Below are 21,204 nucleotides of genomic sequence, written 5' to 3' on the forward strand. Positions count from 1 at the left end.
TCAATTGCGTAAAAACAATAATAATAAAAATAATATCAGCAAAGTAACTAAACATGCTGTATCGCGTATATGCCATTTCATTACGCGAAATTTTGATCTTCCATCCCCACCTTGATATCCTCTCGCTTCCATCGCAATTGCTAAATCCTCAGCACGTTTAAACGAATGAATAAATAGCGGAACGAGTAATGAGACTAGGGCTTTTAATCTTTCTTTTATAGGACCAGAAGAGAAATCTACTCCCCTAGATGATTGTGCCTTCATAATCTTTTCAGTTTCTTCCATAAGCGTTGGAATAAAACGCAATGAAATTGACATCATTAACGCCATTTCGTGGACTGGTAGGCCAAATCTTTTAAATGGATTAAATAAGGATTCAAGTCCATCTGTAATTTCAATTGGGTTAGTTGTTAGCGTTAGTAAGGTTGTAATAGAAACTAAAAGAAGAAATCTAACTGAGATGTAAATCCCTTGGATAATTCCTCCTTTATGAATTTCAATCCAACCATAGTGATAAATTAGTGGTCCTTCTTTATTCGTAAAAACATGCAATAAAAATGTAAATAATGCTAATAACCAGATTGTTTTTAATCCTTTTAAATAATAATTAAAAGGTACTCTTGATAGTAATACGGTTACGATCGTAAATAGTAGTAAAATACCATATGTCATAAAGTTATTTGCAAAGAATACGATAAAAATAAAGATGAACATTGTTAGAAGTTTTGCTCTAGCATCTAGTCGATGAATAAGTGAATCGATTGGTATATATCTACCGATAATTAGACTATTCATTTTGTTTCCCCATTATAAAGATTAGCTATATAGTCAGCAAGTTGTTCAATTGTTAAACTTGTAGCTTTCTCGTTAATCCCTAATTTTTGATTTAATTCTTGATGGAATTTTAAAGCTAGAGGAAGCTGCAACCCAATTTCCTCTAATTCCTTTTCAAATGAAAATACCTCTAATGGACTACCTTTTAAATAGGTAGTACCTTTTTGAAGCACGTGAATTGTATCAGCATACCTAGCAGCATCTTCCATGCTATGTGTCACTAGAATGATCGTAAGTCCTTTTTCTTTATGTAATTGATAAAACATATCCATTAAGGCTTTTTGACCACTTGGATCCAATCCTGCAGTAGGTTCATCCAATACTAGCACTTCTGGCTCCATAGCTAATACTCCAGCAATTGCAATTCTTCTCATTTGACCACCACTTAATTCAAATGGTGATTTCAATAAATATTCTTCACTTAAGCCAACTTTTTCGATTAAATCTTTAGCCCGTTTCTTTGCTTCTTCTTCGGATACACCAAAATTCATCGGTCCAAAACAAATATCCTTCTCAACCGTTTCTTCAAATAACTGCTGTTCAGGAAACTGAAAAACTAAACCGACTTTTTTTCTTAATGACTTTAATTTTTTATTTTTCTTATCTGAAACGAGGGTAATATCGTCAATTTTGGCGATTCCTTCAGTTGGTTGTAAGAGGCCATTTAAATGTTGTAGAAAAGTAGATTTACCTGAGCCTGTGTGACCAATTACAGCATAGTAAGCCCCAGCAGGGATCGTTACATCGATATCGTGCAGAGCACGATGTTCAAACGGTGTATTTGGCTGATAAGTGTATCCTACTTTTTCAAAAGTAATTTGCATAATTCGTTCACCAAGCTTTCTTGCTCTAGATGGTCTTGCTTCAAAGGTAAACCTTTTTCGATTAATAAATTAGAAAGGTTATTTGTAAAAGGAGATGCTAATCCAAGTGACTCTAAAGAATACTCTGTTTTCAAAAGTTCTTCTGGAGTAACACTTTGAATTAAATGACCATCATGCATAATTAAAATTCGGTCTGCGTGTATTGCCTCTTCTATATCATGTGTAATTGAAATAACAGTCATATTAATACCTTTATGTAAGTTACGAATGGTTTCGATAACTTCTTTTCGGCCAAAAGGATCTAACATCGATGTCGCTTCATCTAAGATTAATATACTTGGTTGAATTGCTAAAGCACCAGCAATTGCTACTCTTTGTTTTTGCCCACCAGAAAGAGAGTGTGGCTCATGAAGTTTAAAATCGCACATATTAACGATGTCTAGAACCGATTCAATTCGTCGATCCATCTCTTCTTTTTTGATTCCATGATTTTCTAAACCGAATGCTATATCATCAATTACGGTAGTACCAACAAACTGATTATCTGGATTTTGAAAGACCATTGCTATTTTTTTTCGGACTTCCCATATTGTTTCTTCCGATAGGCTAACTTCTTCATCAATAATGATTTCGCCCTCTTCAGGTAATATTAAACCATTTAATAGTTTTGCTAATGTTGATTTACCAGACCCATTTCTACCAACAATCGCAATCCATTCGTTTTCTTTAATATTAAACGACACAGAATGTACAGCATTAGACTGTGCCTGTGGGTATTTAAAAGATATGTTATCTACTTTAATACTATCTTTTCTCATCTTTTCACCTATAATTTTTCTTTGTTTATAGATATATAATAGTCTAAAAGTAAATAGAAAAAAAGGGCAACGACATGTTTACAATAAACGTCGAGCCCTTTTGCATTCGAATATTAAACTAATTCGATAACAACCATTGGTGCTGCGTCTCCACGACGAGGACCAATTTTAGCGATACGAGTGTATCCACCTTGGCGCTCAGTGTAACGAGGAGCAATGTCAGCGAATAATTTTTGTAAAGCGTCTTGACCGTTCTCAGCATTAGCAACTTCATTACGGATGTAAGCAGCAGCTAAACGACGAGCGTGTAAGTCTCCACGTTTACCTAATGTGATCATTTTTTCTACAACAGAACGTAATTCTTTCGCACGAGTTTCAGTTGTTTGAATACGTTCGTTAATGATTAAGTCAGTAGCTAAGTCACGTAACATAGCTTTACGTTGTGAACTAGTACGTCCTAATTTTCTGTATCCCATTTCTAGTTCCCTCCTTTGTAGGTAGTATCAAAATTGGGTCATATAGACTAGATGAAGAGAACGCCTCTCCCTTTATAAAAGCAACAGTCAGTCTTCTTTACGTAGGCCTAAACCTAATTCTTCTAACTTATGTTTCACTTCTTCTAAAGACTTACGACCTAAGTTACGTACTTTCATCATGTCTTCTTCTGTCTTATTAGCAAGCTCTTGTACTGTATTAATACCAGCTCGTTTTAAACAGTTATATGAACGAACAGAAAGATCAAGTTCTTCAATCGTCATTTCAAGGACTTTATCTTTTTGATCTTCTTCTTTTTCGACCATGATTTCTGCATTTTTAGCTTCGTCAGTTAAACCTACAAAAATGTTTAAGTGTTCAGTAAGAATTTTTGAACCTAGTGCGATTGCATCTTTTGGTCCAATGCTTCCGTCAGTCCAAACATCAAGTGTTAACTTATCGAAATTTGAAACCTGTCCCACACGTGTATTTTCTACTTGGTATGTGACACGAGACACTGGAGTGTAAATCGAGTCGATAGGAATAACACCTATTGCTTGATCCTCTCTTTTATTACCGTCTGCAGGGATGTATCCACGACCACGTCTAGCAGTTAGACGCATACGAAGATGAGCATCTTTAGCAAGAGTTGCAATGTGAAGATCTGGATTTAGAACTTCAACATCACTATCATGCGTAATGTCAGCTGCAGTAATTGGTCCTTCACCGCGTACATCAATTTCTAATGTTTTTTCTTCATCTGAATAAATTTTCAGAGCAAGCTTTTTAACATTTAAGATAATTGTTGTAACGTCTTCTACAACTCCTTCAACTGTAGAAAACTCATGTAACACGCCATCAATTTGAATAGCAGTTACAGCGGCACCAGGAAGTGAGGATAAAAGGATACGACGTAAGGAGTTACCTAGCGTTGTACCATATCCACGCTCAAGTGGTTCAATAACGAATTTACCATATTTGGAATCGTCACTGATCTCAACCGTTTCGATTTTCGGCTTTTCGATTTCAATCATTTTTTAAACCCTCCTTCAAAACGTCGAAACCCTCGGTTAGCAGCGCTAACCGAAAGTCCCCATTAGGCAGTTCCTAATTGTGCACAACAAGAGATGTCTGTTAATATTTGCCAAACATATATCATAATCCATTATAGACAATTTTTGAAAATTTATACAGACAAATTATACACGACGACGTTTTGGTGGACGGCATCCGTTATGTGGAACTGGAGTAACGTCTCTGATAGCAGTTACTTCAAGACCAGCAGCTTGAAGAGCACGGATAGCAGCCTCACGACCAGCACCAGGACCTTTAACTGTTACGTCAAGAGATTTTAAACCGTGTTCCATTGAAGCTTTAGCAGCAGTTTCAGCAGCCATTTGAGCAGCAAAAGGTGTAGATTTACGAGAACCTCTGAAACCTAATGCACCAGCACTTGACCAAGAAATTGCGTTACCATGAACATCAGTAATTGTTACGATTGTGTTATTGAAAGTTGAACGAATATGAGCTGTACCAGCTTCAATATTCTTTTTCACACGACGTTTACGTACGTTTGTTTTACGTGCCATGTTGAATACCCTCCTTTACTTAAATATTATTATTTCTTCTTGTTCGCTACTGTGCGGCGTGGGCCTTTACGAGTACGAGCATTGTTTTTAGTGTTTTGACCACGAACAGGTAAGCTACGACGGTGGCGAATACCACGATATGAACCGATTTCGATTAAACGTTTAATGTTTAAAGAAACTTCACGACGAAGATCCCCTTCAACTTTTAACTTGTCAATTAATTCACGAATTTTACCTAATTCTTCTTCTGTTAAATCACGCACACGAGTGTCTTCTGAAATACCAGCTTCAGCTAAGATTTTTTCAGAAGTTGCACGACCGATTCCGTATACATAAGTTAAAGAAACAACCACGCGTTTGTCGCGAGGAATATCTACACCAGCAATACGAGCCATTCTAGTGCACCTCCTTCTTTATTAACCTTGTTTTTGTTTATGTTTTGGATTTTCACAAATTACCATTACTTTACCACGTCTGCGGATAACTTTACATTTTTCACAGATTGGTTTTACTGATGGTCTCACTTTCATGATTTAAACCTCCTTGTAGATTACGGAGTGCATAATTATTATTTAAAACGGTACGTAATACGTCCACGAGTTAAATCATATGGAGATAGTTCAACAGTTACCTTGTCACCTGGAAGAATACGAATGAAGTTCATGCGTATTTTACCAGAAACATGTGCTAGAACAACATGACCATTTTCTAATTCAACTTTGAACATAGCATTCGGAAGTGTTTCCGTAACGGTACCTTCAATTTCAATTACATCATCTTTCGCCATTAGGGCATTCTCCTTTCTTCAAATCAGTAGCTTGCTTGAGGCAAACATATGCTTAGGAACATGAAGCCAAAGTGCTCTGATATGTTGGAGATTAATAGGTCTAGAAAAGACCTTTTATATCATTCGTTCCAAGCAAAGCTATGTTAGCTTTTATCATAGTATCAGTTTTGACGAAACGACAAAACGTCATACACGTGGAACGACGATCTTATCGTTCATTTTAAACTAACTCTTTTAATAGATTATCAATGTCGGTAAAGACTTTGTTAATCTCTTGGTCACCTTCGATTGTTTTTACATAACCAAGGTTATTGTAAAAATCAAGTAAAGGTTGAGTTTGTTTGATATTTACTTCAAGGCGGTTTGCAACAGTTTCTTCATTATCATCCGCACGTTGATAAAGTTCTCCACCACATTTAGGGCAAATACCTTCTTCAGTTGGAGGGTTGAAAATTAAGTGGTATGTTGCTCCACACTCTTTGCAAATACGACGACCTGTTAAACGTTCAATTAAAAGTTGTTGGTCTACATGAATGTTTAACACGAAGTCAATTTTTCGATTCATTATTTTCAGTGTCTCTTCTAGTGCTTCAGCCTGCGCAACTGTTCTAGGAAAGCCATCCAATAAAAAACCGTTTTGGCAATCATCTTTAGCTAATCGTTCACGTACAATACCAATTGTTACCTCATCAGGAACAAGATGACCTTGATCCATAAACGATTTTGCTTTAAGACCTAGTTCTGTGCCATCTTTAATAGCTGCACGGAACATATCACCAGTAGATATATGAGGAATGCCGTATTTTTCGACAATTTTCTCAGCTTGTGTGCCTTTGCCTGCACCAGGAAGTCCCATTAATATTAAATTCATGGTTGATCCTCCTCAAAATTAGATGAGCAAAAGGGAAATATACGAATTCCCTAACGCTCGTTATTTTATAAAGCCTTTGTAGTTTCTCTTCACAAGCTGACTTTCTAATTGTTTCATTGTTTCAAGCGCAACTCCGACAACGATTAGTAAACTTGTTCCTCCAATTTGAGCTGAAGGTGGTAAGTTCGCAAATTTACCAAATACAATTGGTAATAATGCAATTACAGCTAAGAATATTGATCCTACGAAAGTTAAACGATATAAAACTTTAATGATATATTCTTGAGTGCTCTTACCTGGGCGGATGCCTGGGATGTAGCCACCTTGCTTTTGTAGATTTTCAGCCATTTGTTCCGGATTAGCCTGAACAAACGTGTAAAAGTACGAGAAAGCAATGATCAAGATTAAATAAAATGCCATACCCCACGGATTATTATACGTAAAGTGCGTTTTAATCCACTCAGTTACATTGTTACTTGGTAAGAACGATGCAATTGTTGATGGAGTAATTAAAAATGAAACAGCGAAGATTACCGGAATAACCCCAGCACCATTTACTTTTAACGGCAAGTGAGTAGATTGTCCTCCGACATAGCTATTATTTCCATTGTTACGTTTAGCATATTGAATTGGAATTTTACGAGTAGCTTGTTGGATGTAAATTACAGCAACGATTACTAAAAGTAAAACTAAAAACACTAAGCCAACTTTTACAATATTTAAGAATAGCGCATCTCCAGCATCTTTGAATTGTTGCTGGTAGACTTGATGAAGTGTATTAGGTATAGCAGCAACTATACCGCCAAAGATGATAATAGATATACCGTTCCCTACACCTTTAGCAGTAATCTGCTCACCTAACCACAACAAGAAAGATGTTCCAGCTGTAAGTACAACAGCTATATATAAATAGGTTGACCAACCTGGATTTTCAATTAACATTCCGCCAGTAACATTGTTCATACTGATCGATAACCCAATTGCTTCTACAAAACCAAGAATAATTGTGATGTATCTAGTCAGTTGAGTTAGTTTACGTCGACCAATCTCACCTTGCTTCGACCATTCAGTTAATTTAGGAACTACGTCCATTTGAAGTAACTGAATGATAATTGAAGCTGTAATGTAAGGCATTATACCCATTGCAAAAATCGAGAACTGTTTGAGAGCTCCTCCACCGAATGTATTTAGTACTCCAAAGACGCTCATTGAGCTGTCTTGAGAGGCAAGCACATCAGCGTTGACGTTTGGAACAGGTATAAACGTCCCTATACGAAATACAATTAACATTAATAACGTGAAGAAAATCTTCTTTCTAATATCTGCAACGCGCATAAAGTTGGAGATTGTCCGGAACATATTAGATCACCTCAGCATTTCCACCAGCTGCTTCGATTGCCTCTACTGCAGAAGATGAGAACTTGTGAGCTTTAACAGTAAGTTTAACTTCTAACTTACCTTTACCTAAAATCTTAATACCAGCTAGTTCTTTACGAACAATACCAGTTTCGATTAGTAACTCAGGAGTTACTTCAGTTCCGTTTTCGAAGCGATTTAACGTTTCAACATTAACGATTGCGTATTCTTTACGGTTGATGTTAGTAAAACCACGTTTTGGTAAACGACGGAATAAAGGAGTTTGACCACCTTCAAATCCAAGACGAACACCGCCACCTGAACGAGCGTTTTGTCCTTTATGACCTTTACCAGCAGTTTTACCAGTACCAGAACCAATACCACGACCGATACGTTTCGATACTTTACGAGAACCTTCTGTAGGTTTTAATTCATGAAGTTTCATTAGGGCACCTCCTTACTTATTCATGTTTCATTAAATTTCTTTTACAGATACAAGGTGAGAAACTTTGTTAATCATCCCACGCATTGCAGCGTTATCTTCTTTAACAACAGTTTGGTTTGTTTTAGTTATACCTAAAGCACGAACTGTTGCGATTTGATCTTGTTTACGACCAATAACACTACGAGTAAGGGTAATTTCTAACTGTTTAGCCATCGTTATCCCTCCTTATTAACCTAGTAATTCTTCTACAGATTTACCACGTAATTTAGCAACTTCATCCGCACGTTTTAAGTTACTTAAACCTTCGATAGTAGCACGTACAATGTTTACCGGTGTGTTTGAACCAAGAGATTTAGATAAAATATCATGTACTCCAGCAAGTTCTAATACCGCACGAACAGGACCTCCTGCGATAACTCCAGTACCTTCAGAAGCAGGTTTTAAGAATACTTCACCAGCTCCAAAACGACCAGTAATTACGTGAGGAATTGTAGTTCCAACGATTGGTACATTAATTAGGTTTTTCTTAGCATCTTCAACAGCTTTACGGATAGCATCTGGTACTTCTTGAGCTTTACCAGTACCAAAACCTACATGACCGTTTTTGTCACCAACAACTACTAATGCTGCAAAGCGGAAACGACGACCACCTTTTACAACTTTAGCAACACGGTTGATCGTAACTAAGCGTTCTTCAAGCTCTAATTTATTAGGATCAATGCGACGCATGTATGTCCCTCCTTCTTTTATTAAAATTGTAAACCAGCTTCACGAGCAGCTTCAGCTAAAGCTTTTACGCGACCATGATATAAGTAACCACCGCGGTCGAATACAACTTCAGTAACACCTTTTTCAGTAGCGCGTTTTGCAACTAAACTACCAACTAATGTTGCTGCATCGATATTACCAGTACCATTTAAAGTTAATTCTTTATCTAAAGTTGATGCACTTGCTAATGTTACACCATTAACATCATCAATGATTTGAGCATAGATATGGTTGTTTGAACGATAAACGTTTAAACGTGGACGTTCTTGAGTACCAGATAATTTAGTACGAACACGAGCATGTCTTTTTTTACGTACTGCATTTTTATCAGCCTTAAAGATCATCTTGGTCACTCCTTTCTCTTATCTAGTTATAGATTACTTCGCAGTTTTACCTTCTTTACGACGAACCATTTCGCCTTCGTAACGGATACCTTTACCTTTGTAAGGCTCTGGTGGACGTACTTGACGGATGTAAGCTGCAAGAGCGCCTACACGTTCTTTGTCGATACCTTTAACACTGATTTTAGTGTTAGAAGGTACTTCGATTTCAACACCATTTTCAGGAGTGATCTCAACTGGGTGAGAATAACCAACAGCTAGAACAAGTTTATCACCTGTTTTAGTAGCACGGTAACCTACCCCAACTAGTTCAAGGTTACGAGTATAACCATTAGTTACACCTTCAACCATGTTTCCTAAGATAGCACGAGTTGTACCATGAAGAGCACGGTGCTCTTTATTATCAGTTGGACGTGCAACTGTTAATACGTTCTCGTTAACTTCGATTGTCATATCAGGGCTAAAAGTACGAGTTAACTCGCCTTTAGGTCCTTTTACTGTAATAGTATTGTTGTTATTAGTAAGAGTAACTCCAGCTGGAATTACAAGTTCTTTTTTACCAACACGAGACATTCACTACACCTCCATTCTCTCTGTGTTTTATTACCAAACGTATGCTAAGATTTCGCCACCAGTTTTAGCTTGACGAGCTTCTTTATCTGTCATTACACCTTTAGATGTTGAAAGAATTGCAACACCTAAACCGTTAAGTACGCGAGGTACTTCGTCAGCTTTAGCGTAAACGCGTAAGCCAGGCTTAGAGATTCTTTTTAATCCAGTGATAACACGTTCGTTGTTCACACCATATTTTAAGAAAATACGGATGATACCTTGTTTATCATCTTCAATGTACTCAACGTCACGGATGAAACCTTCACGTTTTAGAATTTCAGCAACTTCTTTCTTTAGGTTAGAACCTGGGAATTCTAATTTCTCGTGACGTACCATGTTCGCATTACGAATGCGAGTAAGCATATCTGCAATAGGATCTGTCATGACCATGTTCAGATAACCTCCTTCCTAATATCTATAGAATTACCAACTAGCTTTTTTAACGCCAGGGATTTGTCCTTTGTAAGCAAGTTCACGGAAACAAATACGGCAAAGTTTAAATTTACGTAATACTGAGTGTGGACGTCCGCAACGTTCGCAACGTGTATACTCTTGTACTTTAAATTTCTGAGCACGTTTTTGTTTCGCAATCATTGATTTTTTAGCCACGTTTTCGCCTCCTCTTCTTTAGCGCTGGCTTTCATTATTTTTGAAAAGGCATTCCGAATAATGTTAGCATTTCACGAGCTTCTTCATCAGTATTTGCAGTAGTTACAATAACGATGTCCATACCACGTACTTTGTTTACTTTATCATAATCGATCTCTGGGAAGATTAATTGCTCTTTAACACCTAAAGTGTAGTTTCCACGGCCATCGAATGACTTTTTAGAGATTCCACGGAAGTCACGTACACGAGGTAAAGTTACAGCAATTAATTTTTCAAAGAATTCGTACATACGCTCACCGCGTAATGTAACTTTAGCACCGATAGGCATTCCTTCACGAAGACGGAATTGAGCGATTGATTTTTTAGCTCTAGTTACAACAGGTTTTTGACCTGCGATTAAAGTTAATTCCTCAACAGCAGTATCCAATGCTTTTGAATTTGAAACAGCCTCACCAACACCCATGTTGATGACGATCTTTTCAATTTTTGGCACTTGCATAACTGATTTATAGTTAAACTTGCTCACTAGAGCAGGAGTGATTTCATTTTGATATTTCTCGACTAGGCGGTTCATTCAGTAGACCTCCTTTCATAAATTTCTATTATTTATCAAGTAATTCGCCTGATTTTTTTGCAATACGTACTTTTTTACCATCCACTAATTGGTAACCTACACGTGTAGGTACTCCAGTTTTTGGATCTAATGCCATAACATTAGAAACATGGATTGGTGCTTCTTTCTCGATGATGCCACCTTGTGGGTTAGCTTGAGTAGGTTTTGAGTGTTTTTTAATGATGTTTACACCCTCAACAAGTACGCGGTTTTTCTTTGGAAAAGCAGCAAGGACAACACCTTGTTTTCCTTTGTCTTTACCAGAGATAACTTGAACTTTATCACCTTTTTTTACATGCATCTTCTTCGTGCACCTCCTTAATAAGGCTTTCTGAAGTATTTATTAAAGTACATTAATTAAAGTACTTCTGGAGCTAATGATACGATTTTCATGAAGTTGCTATCACGTAATTCACGTGCAACTGGTCCGAAAATACGAGTACCACGTGGGCTCTTATCATCTTTAATGATAACAGCTGCGTTTTCATCAAAACGGATGTAAGTACCATCTGGACGACGAACGCCACGTTTCGTACGAACGATAACGGCTTTAACTACATCACCTTTTTTAACAACGCCACCTGGTGTTGCTTGTTTTACTGAACATACGATGATATCACCGATGTTTGCAGTTTTACGGCCTGAACCACCTAATACTTTAATAGTAAGTAATTCACGTGCGCCTGAATTGTCAGCAACTTTTAAACGAGTTTCTTGTTGGATCATGTCAAATTGACCTCCTTTCGGATTAAGAGTGATATCCGATCATCTATTAGATAATAACAGCTTCTTCTACGATTTCAACTAAACGGAAACGTTTTGTAGCTGATAATGGACGAGTCTCCATGATTTTTACGATATCGCCAACTTTTGCAGTGTTTAGCTCATCGTGCGCTTTATATTTTTTAGAATATTTAACGCGTTTTCCGTATAGTTTATGTGTTTTATAAGTCTCAACTACAACAGTAATTGTCTTATCCATCTTATCAGAAACTACACGTCCTGTGTAAACTTTACGTTGGTTACGTTCGCTCACTGTGCAAACCTCCCCTCATGATTAATTATTAGAGTTAATTTCTCTTTCACGTACTACAGTTTTCATACGAGCAATTGCTTTACGAACCTCGCGGATACGAGCAGTGTTCTCTAATTGTCCTGTAGCTAATTGGAAACGAAGGTTGAATAACTCTTCTTTAAGAGATTTCACTTTTAATTCAATTTCAGCAGTGGTAAGATCGCGAATCTCATTAGTTTTCATTAGAATCACCACCATTGTCTTCACGTTTTACAAACTTACATTTAACTGGTAATTTGTGAGCTGCTAAGCGTAGTGCTTCACGAGCTACTTCTTCAGATACACCAGCGATTTCGAACATAATTTTTCCTGGTTTAACGACTGCTACCCAACCTTCTGGAGCACCTTTACCGCTACCCATACGAACCTCAAGAGGTTTAGCTGTGTAAGGCTTAGAAGGGAAGATTTTAATCCATACTTTACCGCCACGTTTCATGTAACGAGTCATTGCACGACGCGCTGCTTCAATTTGACGGTTAGTAATCCAAGAAGCTTCAGTTGATTGTAAACCGAATTCACCGAATGCAATTTCAGTACCACCTTTGGCACGTCCACGCATTTTTCCACGATGTTCTCTTCTATATTTAACACGTTTAGGCATTAACATAATTAATTTCCTCCTTCCTCAGAAGCTTTCTTTTTTGTAGGAAGAACTTCACCTTTGTAAATCCATACTTTTACGCCAAGTTTACCGTATGTTGTATCTGCTTCTGCAGTTGCATAATCGATATCCGCGCGTAATGTATGAAGTGGCACTGTACCTTCACTATATGATTCTGCACGAGCAATATCAGCTCCGCCAAGACGACCAGAAACTTGTGTTTTAATACCTAATGCACCAGCACGCATAGCACGTTGAAGTACTTGCTTTTGAGCACGACGGAAAGAAACACGGTTTTCTAATTGACGAGCGATGTTTTCTGCTACTAATTTAGCATCAAGATCTGCTCTTTTAATTTCGATGATGTTGATATGAACACGTTTGCCAGTTAAGTTGTTTAAAGCTTTACGTAAAGCTTCAACTTCTGAACCACCTTTACCGATTACCATACCAGGTTTAGCTGTGTGAACAGTAATGTTTACACGGTTAGCAGCTCTTTCGATTTCTACTTTAGATACAGCAGAATCTTTTAAGCGTGTGCTAATGTACTCACGAATTTTAATATCTTCGTGTAAAAGATCAGCGTAATCTTTTTCAGCGTACCATTTAGATTCCCAATCTTTAATAATACCAACACGAAGTCCGACTGGATTTACCTTTTGTCCCATCGATTATCCCTCCTTCTTCTCTGATACCACGATTGTAATGTGGCTTGTGCGTTTGTTGATTGCGCTAGCACGTCCTTGCGCACGAGGGCGGAAACGTTTTAAAGTAGCACCTTCATCAACGAATACTTTTTCGATGTATAAGTTGTTTACATCCATATCATAGTTATGCTCTGCGTTAGCAATAGCTGATTTTAATAATTTTTCTACAACAGGAGAAGCAGTTTTTGGTGTGTGTCGAAGGATTGCGATCGCTTCGCCAACTTGTTTACCTCGGATTAAATCGACTACTAGACGAACTTTACGAGGAGCGATTCGAACTGTTCTCAGTACGGCTTTAGCTTGCATTGGAGTGCCTCCTCTCATTATCTTCTAGTTTTCTTGTCATCCGCATCGTGACCTTTATAAGTACGAGTTGGAGCAAATTCACCAAGTTTGTGACCTACCATATCTTCTGTTACATAAACAGGTACGTGTTTACGACCATCGTACACTGCAATAGTATGTCCGATAAATTGTGGGAAAATTGTTGAACGACGAGACCAAGTTTTTACAACTTGTTTTGATTCAGTTTCGTTTAATTTTTCCACTTTACTTAATAAGTGATCATCAATAAATGGACCTTTTTTTAGGCTGCGTCCCATTGTGGTACCTCCCTTCGTGATTGGCCTACGGTTCTAGTGAACCGTAGTACAACCGCGTTATTTTTTACGACGACGTACGATAAACTTGTCTGACGCTTTGTTTTTCTTACGAGTTTTGTAACCAAGAGTTGGTTTACCCCATGGAGACATTGGTGATTTACGTCCGATTGGAGAGCGTCCTTCACCACCACCGTGTGGGTGATCAACTGGGTTCATTACAGATCCACGTACAGTTGGGCGTTTACCCATCCAACGAGAACGACCTGCTTTACCGATGTTAACAAGTTCGTGGTGCTCATTACCTACTTGACCTACAGTCGCGCGGCATGTAGCTAATACCATACGTACTTCACCAGAGTTTAAACGAACAAGTACATAACGGTCTTCTTTACCTAATACTTGAGCTGAAGTACCAGCAGAACGTACTAATTGTCCTCCACGACCTGGTTTTAATTCGATGTTGTGGATTGTTGTACCTACTGGAATGTTAACAAGTGGTAAAGCGTTACCTACTTTAATATCAGCTTCAGGACCTGAAACGATTTCCATTCCTACTACTAAGTTTTTAGGAGCTAGGATGTAACGTTTTTCTCCATCAGCGTAGTTAATTAACGCAATGTTTGCAGAACGGTTTGGATCATACTCGATTGTAGCAACGCGTCCTGGTATACCATCTTTATCTCGTTTGAAATCGATGATACGGTATTGACGTTTGTGTCCACCACCTTGGTGACGAACAGTAATTTTACCTTGGTTATTACGGCCAGCTTTTTTGTTAAGTGGTGCTAATAACGATTTTTCTGGTTTATCAGTAGTGATCTCAGCAAAATCATTAGAAGTCATACCACGGCGACCGTTAGTGGTTGGTTTATACTTTTTGATTCCCATCGTAATTTCCCTCCTTTTCTAGTAGTTAGTATTAAACGCCTTCGAATAATTGAATGTCTTGGCTATCAGCAGTTAATTTAACGATTGCTTTTCTACGACGGTTAGTGTAACCAGCATGTTTACCCATACGTTTAAACTTACCTTTGTAGTTCATTACGTTAACTTTTTCTACTTTAACACCGAAGATTGCTTCAACAGCATCTTTAACTTCAGTTTTGTTAGCTTTTACATCAACTTCAAAAGTGTATTTTTTCTCAGCGATTGCTTCCATAGAAGCTTCAGTGATAACTGGGCGTTTGATAATATCACGAGGATCCTTCATTACGCAAGCACCTCCTCTACTTTTTCCACCGCAGCTTTAGTCATGATTAATGTATCATGATGTAAAACGTCGATTACGTTTACTTCATTAGCAGCAAGAACTGTGATTCCAGGGATATTGCGAGCTGATAAAGCTACGTTTTCATTTAGGTCAGCTGTTACGATTAAAACTTTCTTAGCAACAGATAAGTTAGTTAATACAGCAACCATTTCTTTTGTTTTTGGTGCGTTTAACGCTAAATCTTCAAGCACTAACATGCTTTGCTCTAATACTTTAGTAGATAAAGCAGATTTAATCGCTAAGCGACGTACCTTTTTAGGTAATTTATATGAATATGATCTTGGAGCTGGACCGAATACGATACCACCACCACGCCATTGTGGAGAACGGATTGAACCTTGACGCGCACGGCCAGTTCCTTTTTGTCTCCATGGTTTACGACCACCACCACGTACTTCAGAACGTGTTTTTACTTTGTGAGTTCCTTGACGTAAAGACGCACGTTGCATCATTACAGCATCAAATAAAACGTGTTCGTTTGGAGCGATTCCGAATACTGCATCTGCTAATTCGATTTCTCCTACTTGAGCACCTGTTTGGTTAAACATAGTAACTTTAGGCATTTCGTTTCCTCCTTTCTTCTAAATTAATTATTTAGATTTAACCGCAGAACGGATTGTTACGTAAGATTTTTTAGAACCTGGTACATTACCTTTTACTAAAAGTAAGTTACGTTCAACGTCAACTTTAACGATTTGTAGGTTTTGTACAGTTACTTTTTCTCCACCCATTTGACCTGGAAGAGCTTTGTTTTTGAATACACGGTTCGGAGCAACAGGACCCATTGAACCTGGACGACGGTGGTAACGAGAACCGTGAGACATTGGTCCACGAGATTGTCCGTGGCGCTTAATGCTACCTTGGAATCCTTTACCTTTTGAAGTTCCAGTCACATCAACGATGTCACCATTTGCAAAAATATCTACTTTGACTTCTTGACCAACTTCATAAGCTGATACGTCAGCGTTGCGAAGTTCACGAACGAAGCGCTTAGGTGCAGTGTTTGCTTTAGCAGAGTGCCCTTTTTCTGGTTTGTTAGCTAATTTCTCACGTTTGTCAGCGAATCCGATTTGGATTGCTTCATAACCGTCAGTTTCAGTAGTTTTCTTTTGTAAAACCACGTTTGGAGTAGCTTCGATTACAGTTACTGGAATTAACTCGCCGTTTTCAGCAAATACTTGTGTCATACCGATCTTTTTCCCTAAGATTCCTTTAGTCATAAGTCACACCTCCTGAATTTATATATATAGTTATTAAAGTTTGATTTCAATATCAACGCCAGATGGTAAATCTAGTCTCATTAATGAATCAACTGTTTGTGGAGTTGGATTCACGATATCGATTAAACGTTTGTGAGTGCGCATTTCGAATTGCTCACGAGAATCTTTGTATTTATGAACCGCACGAAGAATCGTGTAAATTGATTTCTCAGTTGGTAATGGAATCGGACCAGATACAGACGCACCAGAACGTTTCGCAGTTTCAACGATTTTCTCTGCAGATTGATCTAAAATACGGTGATCATAAGCTTTTAAACGAATACGAATTTTTTCTTTTGCCATAATTTTCCCTCCTTTTTCGCCTATTTAAATAATAGACATACTCCATGGAAATTTCCTTACACTCGCCATGGCAAAGCGGCCGGGTGTATCAGCAACCTTCCATTTCTACGCAGTCAAAGACCAACATCATCTATTATACATAAAAAATAATGCTATTGCAAGCATTAGTTATTAGTTTAATTGAAATAATGTTTTTGTCGTCTTAAGTACTTTGTAATTATATTATTATCATCTATTAAAATCAAGCAAGAATAGGTGAACTTCTAATTAAAAATTATTTCCAATTAATAAAAAAAGCTTAGAAGAGATGATCTTCTAAGCTTTTAAGTTTAATTATTCAACGATTGTAGCAACTACGCCAGCGCCTACAGTACGTCCACCCTCACGGATAGAGAACTTAGTTCCTTCTTCAACAGCGATTGCGTTGATTAACTCAACAGTCATTTCGATGTTGTCGCCAGGCATAACCATTTCAACGCCTTCTGGTAATTGGATGATTCCAGTTACGTCAGTAGTACGGAAATAGAATTGTGGACGGTAGTTAGCGAAGAATGGAGTGTGACGTCCACCTTCTTCTTTAGATAAAACGTAAACTTCAGCTTTGAACTTAGTGTGTTGTTTAACTGAACCTGGTTTAGCTAATACTTGACCACGTTGGATGTCATCACGAGCAACCCCACGAAGAAGTGCACCAATGTTGTCTCCAGCTTCTGCTTGGTCAAGAAGTTTACGGAACATTTCAACACCTGTTACAGTAGTTGATTTTGGTTCTTCAACAAGACCGATGATTTCTACTACGTCACCAACTTTAACGATACCACGCTCAACACGACCAGTAGCAACTGTTCCACGACCAGTGATTGAGAATACGTCCTCAACTGGCATTAAGAAAGGCTTGTCAGTTTCACGAGCTGGTGTTGGGATGTAAGAATCAACTTCAGCCATTAATTCATGGATTTTAGCTTCCCACTCAGCATCTCCTTCAAGAGCTTTAAGTGCAGAACCTTTGATTACTGGAATGTCATCGCCAGGGAATTCGTATTCTGATAATAGATCACGGATTTCCATTTCAACTAATTCAAGTAACTCTTCGTCGTCAACCATGTCACATTTGTTCATGAATACTACGATGTAAGGTACACCTACTTGACGAGATAAAAGAATGTGCTCACGAGTTTGAGGCATTGGACCATCAGCAGCAGATACTACTAAGATACCGCCGTCCATTTGAGCAGCACCAGTGATCATGTTTTTAACATAGTCAGCGTGACCTGGGCAGTCAACGTGTGCATAGTGACGAGTTTCTGTTTCGTACTCAACGTGTGCAGTAGAGATTGTGATACCACGTTCTCTTTCTTCTGGAGCACCGTCAATTTGATCGTAAGCGCGAGCTTCAGCTCCACCTACTTTAGCTAATACAGTTGTAATAGCAGCAGTTAATGTAGTTTTACCATGGTCAACGTGTCCGATTGTACCAATGTTAACGTGTGGTTTTACACGTTCGAATTTAGCTTTACCCATTGTAAAAATCCTCCTTATAATTAAGAAAATTAATTTTAGTTTTTATTATTATGCCGCAAAGGGGCAAGTCCCCTTCACAGCTAACATAAATAGTTATACATGATGAGAATTAATAAATCAATTACTCACCCTTAAATTTTTTAACGATTTCTTCAGAAATTGATTTTGGTACATCTTCATAATGGTCAAATACCATTGAGAACGTTCCACGACCTTGAGTGTTAGAACGTAATGAAGTTGCATAACCAAACATTTCTGAAAGTGGTACCATAGCACGAACAACTTGAGCGTTACCGCGTGCTTCCATACCTTCAACGCGTCCACGACGAGAAGTAACATCACCCATGATATCTCCTAAATATTCTTCAGGGATAACAACTTCTACTTTCATGATTGGTTCAAGTAGAACTGGGTTACATTTCTTAACAGCGTTTTTAAGAGCTAATGAAGCAGCTACTTTAAACGCCATCTCATTCGAGTCAACATCATGGTAAGATCCATCGAATAATTTCGCTTTAATGTCGATTAGTGGGAAACCAGCTAATACACCATTTTTAAGTGAATCTTCAAGACCTGCAGCTACAGCTGGGATGTATTCACGAGGAACAACACCACCAACGATTGCATTTTCAAATTCGAAGCCTTTTCCTTCTTCGTTTGGTGAGAATTCAATCCAAACGTGTCCGAATTGTCCACGTCCACCTGATTGACGAACGAATTTACCTTCTACTTGTGCAGAAGAACGGAAAGTTTCACGGTATGCTACTTGAGGAGCACCAACGTTAGCTTCTACTTTGAATTCACGACGCATACGGTCAACGATGATATCAAGGTGAAGTTCACCCATACCAGCGATGATTACTTGACCAGTTTCTTGGTCAGTATGTGCACGGAATGTTGGATCTTCTTCAGTTAATTTTACTAATGCTTGACCCATTTTATCTTGGTCAGCTTTAGATTTTGGTTCGATCGCAATTGAGATAACTGGATCAGGGAACTCCATTGATTCAAGAATTACTAAATTCTTTTCGTCACATAAAGTATCACCAGTTGTAGTATCTTTAAGACCTACAGCAGCAGCGATATCCCCAGCGTATACTTTCGAAATCTCTTGACGAGAGTTAGCATGCATTTGTAGGATACGTCCTACACGCTCACGCTTACCTTTTGTAGAGTTTTGAACGTATGAACCTGATTCTAACGTACCAGCGTATACACGGAAGAACGTTAATTTACCAACATAAGGGTCAGTCATGATTTTGAATGCTAATGCAGCGAAAGGCTCTTCATCACTTGAAGGAACTACTTTCTCTTCATCAGTATCAGGTAATGTACCTTTAATTGCTGGTACATCTAAAGGTGATGGTAAGTAGTCAATTACAGCATCAAGCATTAATTGAACACCTTTGTTTTTGAAAGCAGAACCACATACTACTGGGTAGAATTGTACTGAACATGTAGCTGTACGAATAGCAGCTTTTAATTCAGGAATTGTGATTTCTTCACCTTCAAGATATTTCATCATTAATTCTTCATCAAGCTCAGCTACTGCTTCGATTAAACGACCACGGTATTCTTCAGCTTGTTCTTTGTATTCTTCTGGAATTTCGATTGTTTCAATGTCAGTTCCTAAGTCGTTGTTGTACTTAATAGCTTTCATTTCAACAAGGTCAACAATACCCCAGAAGTTATCTTCAGCACCCATCGCTAATTGGATTGGGTGAGCGTTAGCTTGTAAACGATCATGTAATGTACCTACAGAGTATAAGAAATCCGCGCCGATTTTATCCATTTTGTTAACGAATACTACACGTGGAACTCCGTAAGTAGTTGCTTGACGCCAAACTGTTTCAGTTTGAGGTTCAACACCTGATTGTGCATCAAGTACTGCTACTGCGCCATCAAGTACACGTAAAGAACGTTCAACTTCCACAGTGAAGTCTACGTGACCTGGAGTATCAATGATATTTACACGGTGGTTATTCCATTGAGCTGTTGTAGCAGCAGATGTGATTGTGATACCACGCTCTTGCTCTTGCTCCATCCAGTCCATTTGTGAAGCTCCTTCATGAGTTTCACCAATTTTGTGAATACGACCTGTGTAGTAAAGGATACGCTCTGTTGTTGTTGTTTTACCAGCATCAATATGAGCCATAATCCCGATATTACGAGTGTTATTTAAGGAGAACTCTCTAGTCATCAGGGTTCTTTCTCCCTTCCAGTAATAGTTAGGTTTTTTAGTACAAGAAAAAGTTATTCCTGTACATACTTCATGTTATTAAGTTAAGCAATCACTACATGCAAGGAAATATTATGTCATCCTAATTTATGTAATCCGACGTTCACCTATTTAATCTAGCAAGCTAAATAATAAATAGGTGAACGACTTAACCAACATTCATTATGTGCAGAAATAACTAAATTGCTTTTAATCTTACCAACGGTAGTGAGCAAACGCTTTGTTCGCTTCCGCCATTTTGTGAGTATCTTCACGTTTCTTAACTGCAGCACCTGAGTTGTTAGCTGCATCAAGAATTTCATTAGCTAAACGCTCTTCCATCGTTTTTTCTCCACGAAGACGAGCATAGTTTACTAACCAACGAAGACCTAAAGTTGTACGACGCTCAGGGCGCACCTCAACTGGTACTTGGTAGTTAGAACCACCAACACGACGAGCTCTAACTTCTAGAACTGGCATGATATTTTTAAGAGCTGCTTCGAATACTTCCATTGGTTCTTTACCAGAACGTTCTTGGATTAATTCAAATGCTCCGTATAAGATAGCTTGAGATTTACCTCTTTTTCCGTCAATCATCATTTTGTTGATTAAACGAGAAACTAATTTTGAGTTATAAAGTGGATCTGGTAATACATCTCTTTTTGCAACAGGACCTTTACGTGGCATGTGTTTTCCTCCTTTCGAGT

35 protein-coding genes are annotated in these 21,204 nt (G+C 38.1%); all 35 read right to left on the bottom strand.

Going from position 1 to position 21,204, the window contains the following annotated elements; all coding sequences use genetic code 11:
* The 35 genes from cbiQ to rpsG all read right to left on the bottom strand — a co-directional run bounded on the left by cbiQ (position 1) and on the right by rpsG (position 21,184).
* On the bottom strand, positions 1-795 hold the full coding sequence (gene cbiQ, locus B7R67_RS12095) for a cobalt ECF transporter T component CbiQ (RefSeq protein ID WP_088070778.1): 795 nt from the start codon (positions 793-795) through the stop codon (positions 1-3).
* A complete protein-coding gene (locus B7R67_RS12100; RefSeq protein ID WP_088070779.1) occupies positions 792-1,658 on the bottom strand; it encodes an energy-coupling factor ABC transporter ATP-binding protein in 867 nt (288 codons plus the stop codon). The genes cbiQ and B7R67_RS12100 overlap by 4 nt, the downstream gene beginning before the upstream one ends.
* On the bottom strand, positions 1,634-2,476 hold the full coding sequence (locus B7R67_RS12105; RefSeq protein WP_088070781.1) for an energy-coupling factor ABC transporter ATP-binding protein: 843 nt from the start codon (positions 2,474-2,476) through the stop codon (positions 1,634-1,636). The genes B7R67_RS12100 and B7R67_RS12105 overlap by 25 nt, the downstream gene beginning before the upstream one ends.
* Before the next feature lie 113 nt (positions 2,477-2,589).
* Positions 2,590-2,952: a 50S ribosomal protein L17 gene (gene rplQ, locus B7R67_RS12110; RefSeq protein WP_056467487.1), complete on the bottom strand. Its 363-nt coding sequence runs from the start codon at positions 2,950-2,952 to the stop codon at positions 2,590-2,592.
* An 87-nt stretch (positions 2,953-3,039) separates the two neighbouring features.
* Positions 3,040-3,984 carry a DNA-directed RNA polymerase subunit alpha gene (locus B7R67_RS12115; RefSeq protein ID WP_056467484.1) on the bottom strand — a complete coding sequence of 315 codons (945 nt, stop codon included), beginning with the start codon at positions 3,982-3,984 and terminating at the stop codon, positions 3,040-3,042.
* A gap of 165 nt (positions 3,985-4,149) precedes the next feature.
* Positions 4,150-4,539 (bottom strand): 30S ribosomal protein S11, encoded by a 390-nt coding sequence (gene rpsK / locus B7R67_RS12120; protein WP_088070783.1) that lies wholly within the window; start codon positions 4,537-4,539, stop codon positions 4,150-4,152.
* Positions 4,540-4,568: 29 nt separating this feature from the next.
* A complete protein-coding gene (gene rpsM, locus B7R67_RS12125) occupies positions 4,569-4,934 on the bottom strand; it encodes a 30S ribosomal protein S13 (RefSeq protein WP_056467478.1) in 366 nt (121 codons plus the stop codon).
* 21 nt (positions 4,935-4,955) lie between these two features.
* Positions 4,956-5,069, bottom strand: coding sequence for a 50S ribosomal protein L36 (gene rpmJ, locus B7R67_RS12130; protein ID WP_000868344.1), 114 nt, complete (start codon positions 5,067-5,069; stop codon positions 4,956-4,958).
* A gap of 38 nt (positions 5,070-5,107) precedes the next feature.
* On the bottom strand, positions 5,108-5,326 hold the full coding sequence (gene infA / locus B7R67_RS12135; protein WP_056467475.1) for a translation initiation factor IF-1: 219 nt from the start codon (positions 5,324-5,326) through the stop codon (positions 5,108-5,110).
* Positions 5,327-5,546: 220 nt separating this feature from the next.
* Positions 5,547-6,197 carry an adenylate kinase gene (locus B7R67_RS12140; protein ID WP_088070784.1) on the bottom strand — a complete coding sequence of 217 codons (651 nt, stop codon included), beginning with the start codon at positions 6,195-6,197 and terminating at the stop codon, positions 5,547-5,549.
* A 60-nt stretch (positions 6,198-6,257) separates the two neighbouring features.
* Entirely contained in the window at positions 6,258-7,556 is a 1,299-nt protein-coding gene (gene secY, locus B7R67_RS12145) for a preprotein translocase subunit SecY (protein ID WP_088070786.1), read from the bottom strand.
* Between the two features lies 1 nt (position 7,557).
* Positions 7,558-7,998 (bottom strand): 50S ribosomal protein L15, encoded by a 441-nt coding sequence (rplO, locus tag B7R67_RS12150; protein WP_088070788.1) that lies wholly within the window; start codon positions 7,996-7,998, stop codon positions 7,558-7,560.
* A 30-nt stretch (positions 7,999-8,028) separates the two neighbouring features.
* Positions 8,029-8,211, bottom strand: a complete 183-nt coding sequence (rpmD, locus tag B7R67_RS12155) for a 50S ribosomal protein L30 (RefSeq protein ID WP_088070790.1) — start codon at positions 8,209-8,211, stop codon at positions 8,029-8,031.
* A gap of 15 nt (positions 8,212-8,226) precedes the next feature.
* Complete coding sequence (gene rpsE, locus B7R67_RS12160; protein ID WP_056467462.1) at positions 8,227-8,727, bottom strand: 30S ribosomal protein S5; 501 nt, start codon at positions 8,725-8,727, stop codon at positions 8,227-8,229.
* Between the two features lie 20 nt (positions 8,728-8,747).
* Positions 8,748-9,110: a 50S ribosomal protein L18 gene (gene rplR, locus B7R67_RS12165; protein ID WP_056467459.1), complete on the bottom strand. Its 363-nt coding sequence runs from the start codon at positions 9,108-9,110 to the stop codon at positions 8,748-8,750.
* 33 nt (positions 9,111-9,143) lie between these two features.
* Entirely contained in the window at positions 9,144-9,680 is a 537-nt protein-coding gene (rplF, locus tag B7R67_RS12170) for a 50S ribosomal protein L6 (protein WP_088070792.1), read from the bottom strand.
* Positions 9,681-9,710: 30 nt separating this feature from the next.
* Positions 9,711-10,109 carry a 30S ribosomal protein S8 gene (rpsH, locus tag B7R67_RS12175; protein ID WP_088003819.1) on the bottom strand — a complete coding sequence of 133 codons (399 nt, stop codon included), beginning with the start codon at positions 10,107-10,109 and terminating at the stop codon, positions 9,711-9,713.
* Positions 10,110-10,142: 33 nt separating this feature from the next.
* A complete protein-coding gene (locus B7R67_RS12180; protein WP_056467450.1) occupies positions 10,143-10,328 on the bottom strand; it encodes a type Z 30S ribosomal protein S14 in 186 nt (61 codons plus the stop codon).
* Between the two features lie 34 nt (positions 10,329-10,362).
* Positions 10,363-10,902: a 50S ribosomal protein L5 gene (rplE, locus tag B7R67_RS12185; RefSeq protein ID WP_088070794.1), complete on the bottom strand. Its 540-nt coding sequence runs from the start codon at positions 10,900-10,902 to the stop codon at positions 10,363-10,365.
* 28 nt (positions 10,903-10,930) lie between these two features.
* Positions 10,931-11,242, bottom strand: a complete 312-nt coding sequence (gene rplX, locus B7R67_RS12190; protein ID WP_088070796.1) for a 50S ribosomal protein L24 — start codon at positions 11,240-11,242, stop codon at positions 10,931-10,933.
* Between the two features lie 56 nt (positions 11,243-11,298).
* Positions 11,299-11,667 carry a 50S ribosomal protein L14 gene (gene rplN / locus B7R67_RS12195; RefSeq protein WP_088070797.1) on the bottom strand — a complete coding sequence of 123 codons (369 nt, stop codon included), beginning with the start codon at positions 11,665-11,667 and terminating at the stop codon, positions 11,299-11,301.
* Positions 11,668-11,713: 46 nt separating this feature from the next.
* Positions 11,714-11,977, bottom strand: a complete 264-nt coding sequence (gene rpsQ, locus B7R67_RS12200; RefSeq protein WP_056467437.1) for a 30S ribosomal protein S17 — start codon at positions 11,975-11,977, stop codon at positions 11,714-11,716.
* A gap of 21 nt (positions 11,978-11,998) precedes the next feature.
* Positions 11,999-12,199 carry a 50S ribosomal protein L29 gene (rpmC, locus tag B7R67_RS12205; protein WP_056467434.1) on the bottom strand — a complete coding sequence of 67 codons (201 nt, stop codon included), beginning with the start codon at positions 12,197-12,199 and terminating at the stop codon, positions 11,999-12,001.
* On the bottom strand, positions 12,189-12,623 hold the full coding sequence (gene rplP, locus B7R67_RS12210) for a 50S ribosomal protein L16 (RefSeq protein WP_056467431.1): 435 nt from the start codon (positions 12,621-12,623) through the stop codon (positions 12,189-12,191). Before rplP ends, rpmC begins: the two co-directional genes overlap by 11 nt.
* A 2-nt stretch (positions 12,624-12,625) precedes the next feature.
* Complete coding sequence (rpsC, locus tag B7R67_RS12215) at positions 12,626-13,285, bottom strand: 30S ribosomal protein S3 (protein WP_088014603.1); 660 nt, start codon at positions 13,283-13,285, stop codon at positions 12,626-12,628.
* Positions 13,286-13,288: 3 nt separating this feature from the next.
* The gene (rplV, locus tag B7R67_RS12220; RefSeq protein ID WP_056467425.1) at positions 13,289-13,630 is read right to left on the bottom strand and encodes a 50S ribosomal protein L22; all 342 of its coding nucleotides are present in this window, start codon (positions 13,628-13,630) and stop codon (positions 13,289-13,291) included.
* 17 nt (positions 13,631-13,647) lie between these two features.
* Complete coding sequence (gene rpsS / locus B7R67_RS12225; protein ID WP_088070799.1) at positions 13,648-13,926, bottom strand: 30S ribosomal protein S19; 279 nt, start codon at positions 13,924-13,926, stop codon at positions 13,648-13,650.
* A 57-nt stretch (positions 13,927-13,983) separates the two neighbouring features.
* A complete protein-coding gene (rplB, locus tag B7R67_RS12230; protein ID WP_088070801.1) occupies positions 13,984-14,814 on the bottom strand; it encodes a 50S ribosomal protein L2 in 831 nt (276 codons plus the stop codon).
* A 31-nt stretch (positions 14,815-14,845) separates the two neighbouring features.
* Positions 14,846-15,136 (bottom strand): 50S ribosomal protein L23, encoded by a 291-nt coding sequence (gene rplW / locus B7R67_RS12235; RefSeq protein ID WP_088070803.1) that lies wholly within the window; start codon positions 15,134-15,136, stop codon positions 14,846-14,848.
* Positions 15,136-15,759 carry a 50S ribosomal protein L4 gene (gene rplD, locus B7R67_RS12240; protein WP_088070805.1) on the bottom strand — a complete coding sequence of 208 codons (624 nt, stop codon included), beginning with the start codon at positions 15,757-15,759 and terminating at the stop codon, positions 15,136-15,138. Before rplD ends, rplW begins: the two co-directional genes overlap by 1 nt.
* A 27-nt stretch (positions 15,760-15,786) precedes the next feature.
* Positions 15,787-16,416 carry a 50S ribosomal protein L3 gene (gene rplC / locus B7R67_RS12245; protein ID WP_088070808.1) on the bottom strand — a complete coding sequence of 210 codons (630 nt, stop codon included), beginning with the start codon at positions 16,414-16,416 and terminating at the stop codon, positions 15,787-15,789.
* A 33-nt stretch (positions 16,417-16,449) separates the two neighbouring features.
* The gene (gene rpsJ, locus B7R67_RS12250; protein WP_088003795.1) at positions 16,450-16,758 is read right to left on the bottom strand and encodes a 30S ribosomal protein S10; all 309 of its coding nucleotides are present in this window, start codon (positions 16,756-16,758) and stop codon (positions 16,450-16,452) included.
* 333 nt (positions 16,759-17,091) lie between these two features.
* Positions 17,092-18,279, bottom strand: a complete 1,188-nt coding sequence (gene tuf / locus B7R67_RS12255; RefSeq protein ID WP_088070810.1) for an elongation factor Tu — start codon at positions 18,277-18,279, stop codon at positions 17,092-17,094.
* Between the two features lie 121 nt (positions 18,280-18,400).
* Complete coding sequence (fusA, locus tag B7R67_RS12260; RefSeq protein ID WP_088070812.1) at positions 18,401-20,479, bottom strand: elongation factor G; 2,079 nt, start codon at positions 20,477-20,479, stop codon at positions 18,401-18,403.
* A gap of 234 nt (positions 20,480-20,713) precedes the next feature.
* Positions 20,714-21,184 (bottom strand): 30S ribosomal protein S7, encoded by a 471-nt coding sequence (rpsG, locus tag B7R67_RS12265; RefSeq protein ID WP_088070814.1) that lies wholly within the window; start codon positions 21,182-21,184, stop codon positions 20,714-20,716.
* Between the last annotated feature and the right edge of the window lie 20 nt (positions 21,185-21,204).

This window comes from Gottfriedia luciferensis (assembly GCF_002156865.1).
Lineage (GTDB): Bacteria > Bacillota > Bacilli > Bacillales > Bacillaceae_G > Gottfriedia > Gottfriedia luciferensis.

Bases quoted from the DNA above. Each gene is read 5' to 3' on its own strand.
- cbiQ (WP_088070778.1), bottom strand. From the start codon at position 795: ATGAATAGTCTAATTATCGGTAGATATATACCAATCGATTCACTTATT.
- B7R67_RS12100 (WP_088070779.1), bottom strand. From the start codon at position 1,658: ATGCAAATTACTTTTGAAAAAGTAGGATACACTTATCAGCCAAATACA.
- B7R67_RS12105 (WP_088070781.1), bottom strand. From the start codon at position 2,476: ATGAGAAAAGATAGTATTAAAGTAGATAACATATCTTTTAAATACCCA.
- rplQ (WP_056467487.1), bottom strand. From the start codon at position 2,952: ATGGGATACAGAAAATTAGGACGTACTAGTTCACAACGTAAAGCTATG.
- B7R67_RS12115 (WP_056467484.1), bottom strand. From the start codon at position 3,984: ATGATTGAAATCGAAAAGCCGAAAATCGAAACGGTTGAGATCAGTGAC.
- rpsK (WP_088070783.1), bottom strand. From the start codon at position 4,539: ATGGCACGTAAAACAAACGTACGTAAACGTCGTGTGAAAAAGAATATT.
- rpsM (WP_056467478.1), bottom strand. From the start codon at position 4,934: ATGGCTCGTATTGCTGGTGTAGATATTCCTCGCGACAAACGCGTGGTT.
- rpmJ (WP_000868344.1), bottom strand. From the start codon at position 5,069: ATGAAAGTGAGACCATCAGTAAAACCAATCTGTGAAAAATGTAAAGTT.
- infA (WP_056467475.1), bottom strand. From the start codon at position 5,326: ATGGCGAAAGATGATGTAATTGAAATTGAAGGTACCGTTACGGAAACA.
- B7R67_RS12140 (WP_088070784.1), bottom strand. From the start codon at position 6,197: ATGAATTTAATATTAATGGGACTTCCTGGTGCAGGCAAAGGCACACAA.
- secY (WP_088070786.1), bottom strand. From the start codon at position 7,556: ATGTTCCGGACAATCTCCAACTTTATGCGCGTTGCAGATATTAGAAAG.
- rplO (WP_088070788.1), bottom strand. From the start codon at position 7,998: ATGAAACTTCATGAATTAAAACCTACAGAAGGTTCTCGTAAAGTATCG.
- rpmD (WP_088070790.1), bottom strand. From the start codon at position 8,211: ATGGCTAAACAGTTAGAAATTACCCTTACTCGTAGTGTTATTGGTCGT.
- rpsE (WP_056467462.1), bottom strand. From the start codon at position 8,727: ATGCGTCGCATTGATCCTAATAAATTAGAGCTTGAAGAACGCTTAGTT.
- rplR (WP_056467459.1), bottom strand. From the start codon at position 9,110: ATGATCTTTAAGGCTGATAAAAATGCAGTACGTAAAAAAAGACATGCT.
- rplF (WP_088070792.1), bottom strand. From the start codon at position 9,680: ATGTCTCGTGTTGGTAAAAAAGAACTTGTAATTCCAGCTGGAGTTACT.
- rpsH (WP_088003819.1), bottom strand. From the start codon at position 10,109: ATGGTCATGACAGATCCTATTGCAGATATGCTTACTCGCATTCGTAAT.
- rplE (WP_088070794.1), bottom strand. From the start codon at position 10,902: ATGAACCGCCTAGTCGAGAAATATCAAAATGAAATCACTCCTGCTCTA.
- rplX (WP_088070796.1), bottom strand. From the start codon at position 11,242: ATGCATGTAAAAAAAGGTGATAAAGTTCAAGTTATCTCTGGTAAAGAC.
- rplN (WP_088070797.1), bottom strand. From the start codon at position 11,667: ATGATCCAACAAGAAACTCGTTTAAAAGTTGCTGACAATTCAGGCGCA.
- rpmC (WP_056467434.1), bottom strand. From the start codon at position 12,199: ATGAAAACTAATGAGATTCGCGATCTTACCACTGCTGAAATTGAATTA.
- rplP (WP_056467431.1), bottom strand. From the start codon at position 12,623: ATGTTAATGCCTAAACGTGTTAAATATAGAAGAGAACATCGTGGAAAA.
- rpsC (WP_088014603.1), bottom strand. From the start codon at position 13,285: ATGGGACAAAAGGTAAATCCAGTCGGACTTCGTGTTGGTATTATTAAA.
- rplV (WP_056467425.1), bottom strand. From the start codon at position 13,630: ATGCAAGCTAAAGCCGTACTGAGAACAGTTCGAATCGCTCCTCGTAAA.
- rpsS (WP_088070799.1), bottom strand. From the start codon at position 13,926: ATGGGACGCAGCCTAAAAAAAGGTCCATTTATTGATGATCACTTATTA.
- rplB (WP_088070801.1), bottom strand. From the start codon at position 14,814: ATGGGAATCAAAAAGTATAAACCAACCACTAACGGTCGCCGTGGTATG.
- rplW (WP_088070803.1), bottom strand. From the start codon at position 15,136: ATGAAGGATCCTCGTGATATTATCAAACGCCCAGTTATCACTGAAGCT.
- rplD (WP_088070805.1), bottom strand. From the start codon at position 15,759: ATGCCTAAAGTTACTATGTTTAACCAAACAGGTGCTCAAGTAGGAGAA.
- rplC (WP_088070808.1), bottom strand. From the start codon at position 16,416: ATGACTAAAGGAATCTTAGGGAAAAAGATCGGTATGACACAAGTATTT.
- rpsJ (WP_088003795.1), bottom strand. From the start codon at position 16,758: ATGGCAAAAGAAAAAATTCGTATTCGTTTAAAAGCTTATGATCACCGT.
- tuf (WP_088070810.1), bottom strand. From the start codon at position 18,279: ATGGGTAAAGCTAAATTCGAACGTGTAAAACCACACGTTAACATTGGT.
- fusA (WP_088070812.1), bottom strand. From the start codon at position 20,479: ATGACTAGAGAGTTCTCCTTAAATAACACTCGTAATATCGGGATTATG.
- rpsG (WP_088070814.1), bottom strand. From the start codon at position 21,184: ATGCCACGTAAAGGTCCTGTTGCAAAAAGAGATGTATTACCAGATCCA.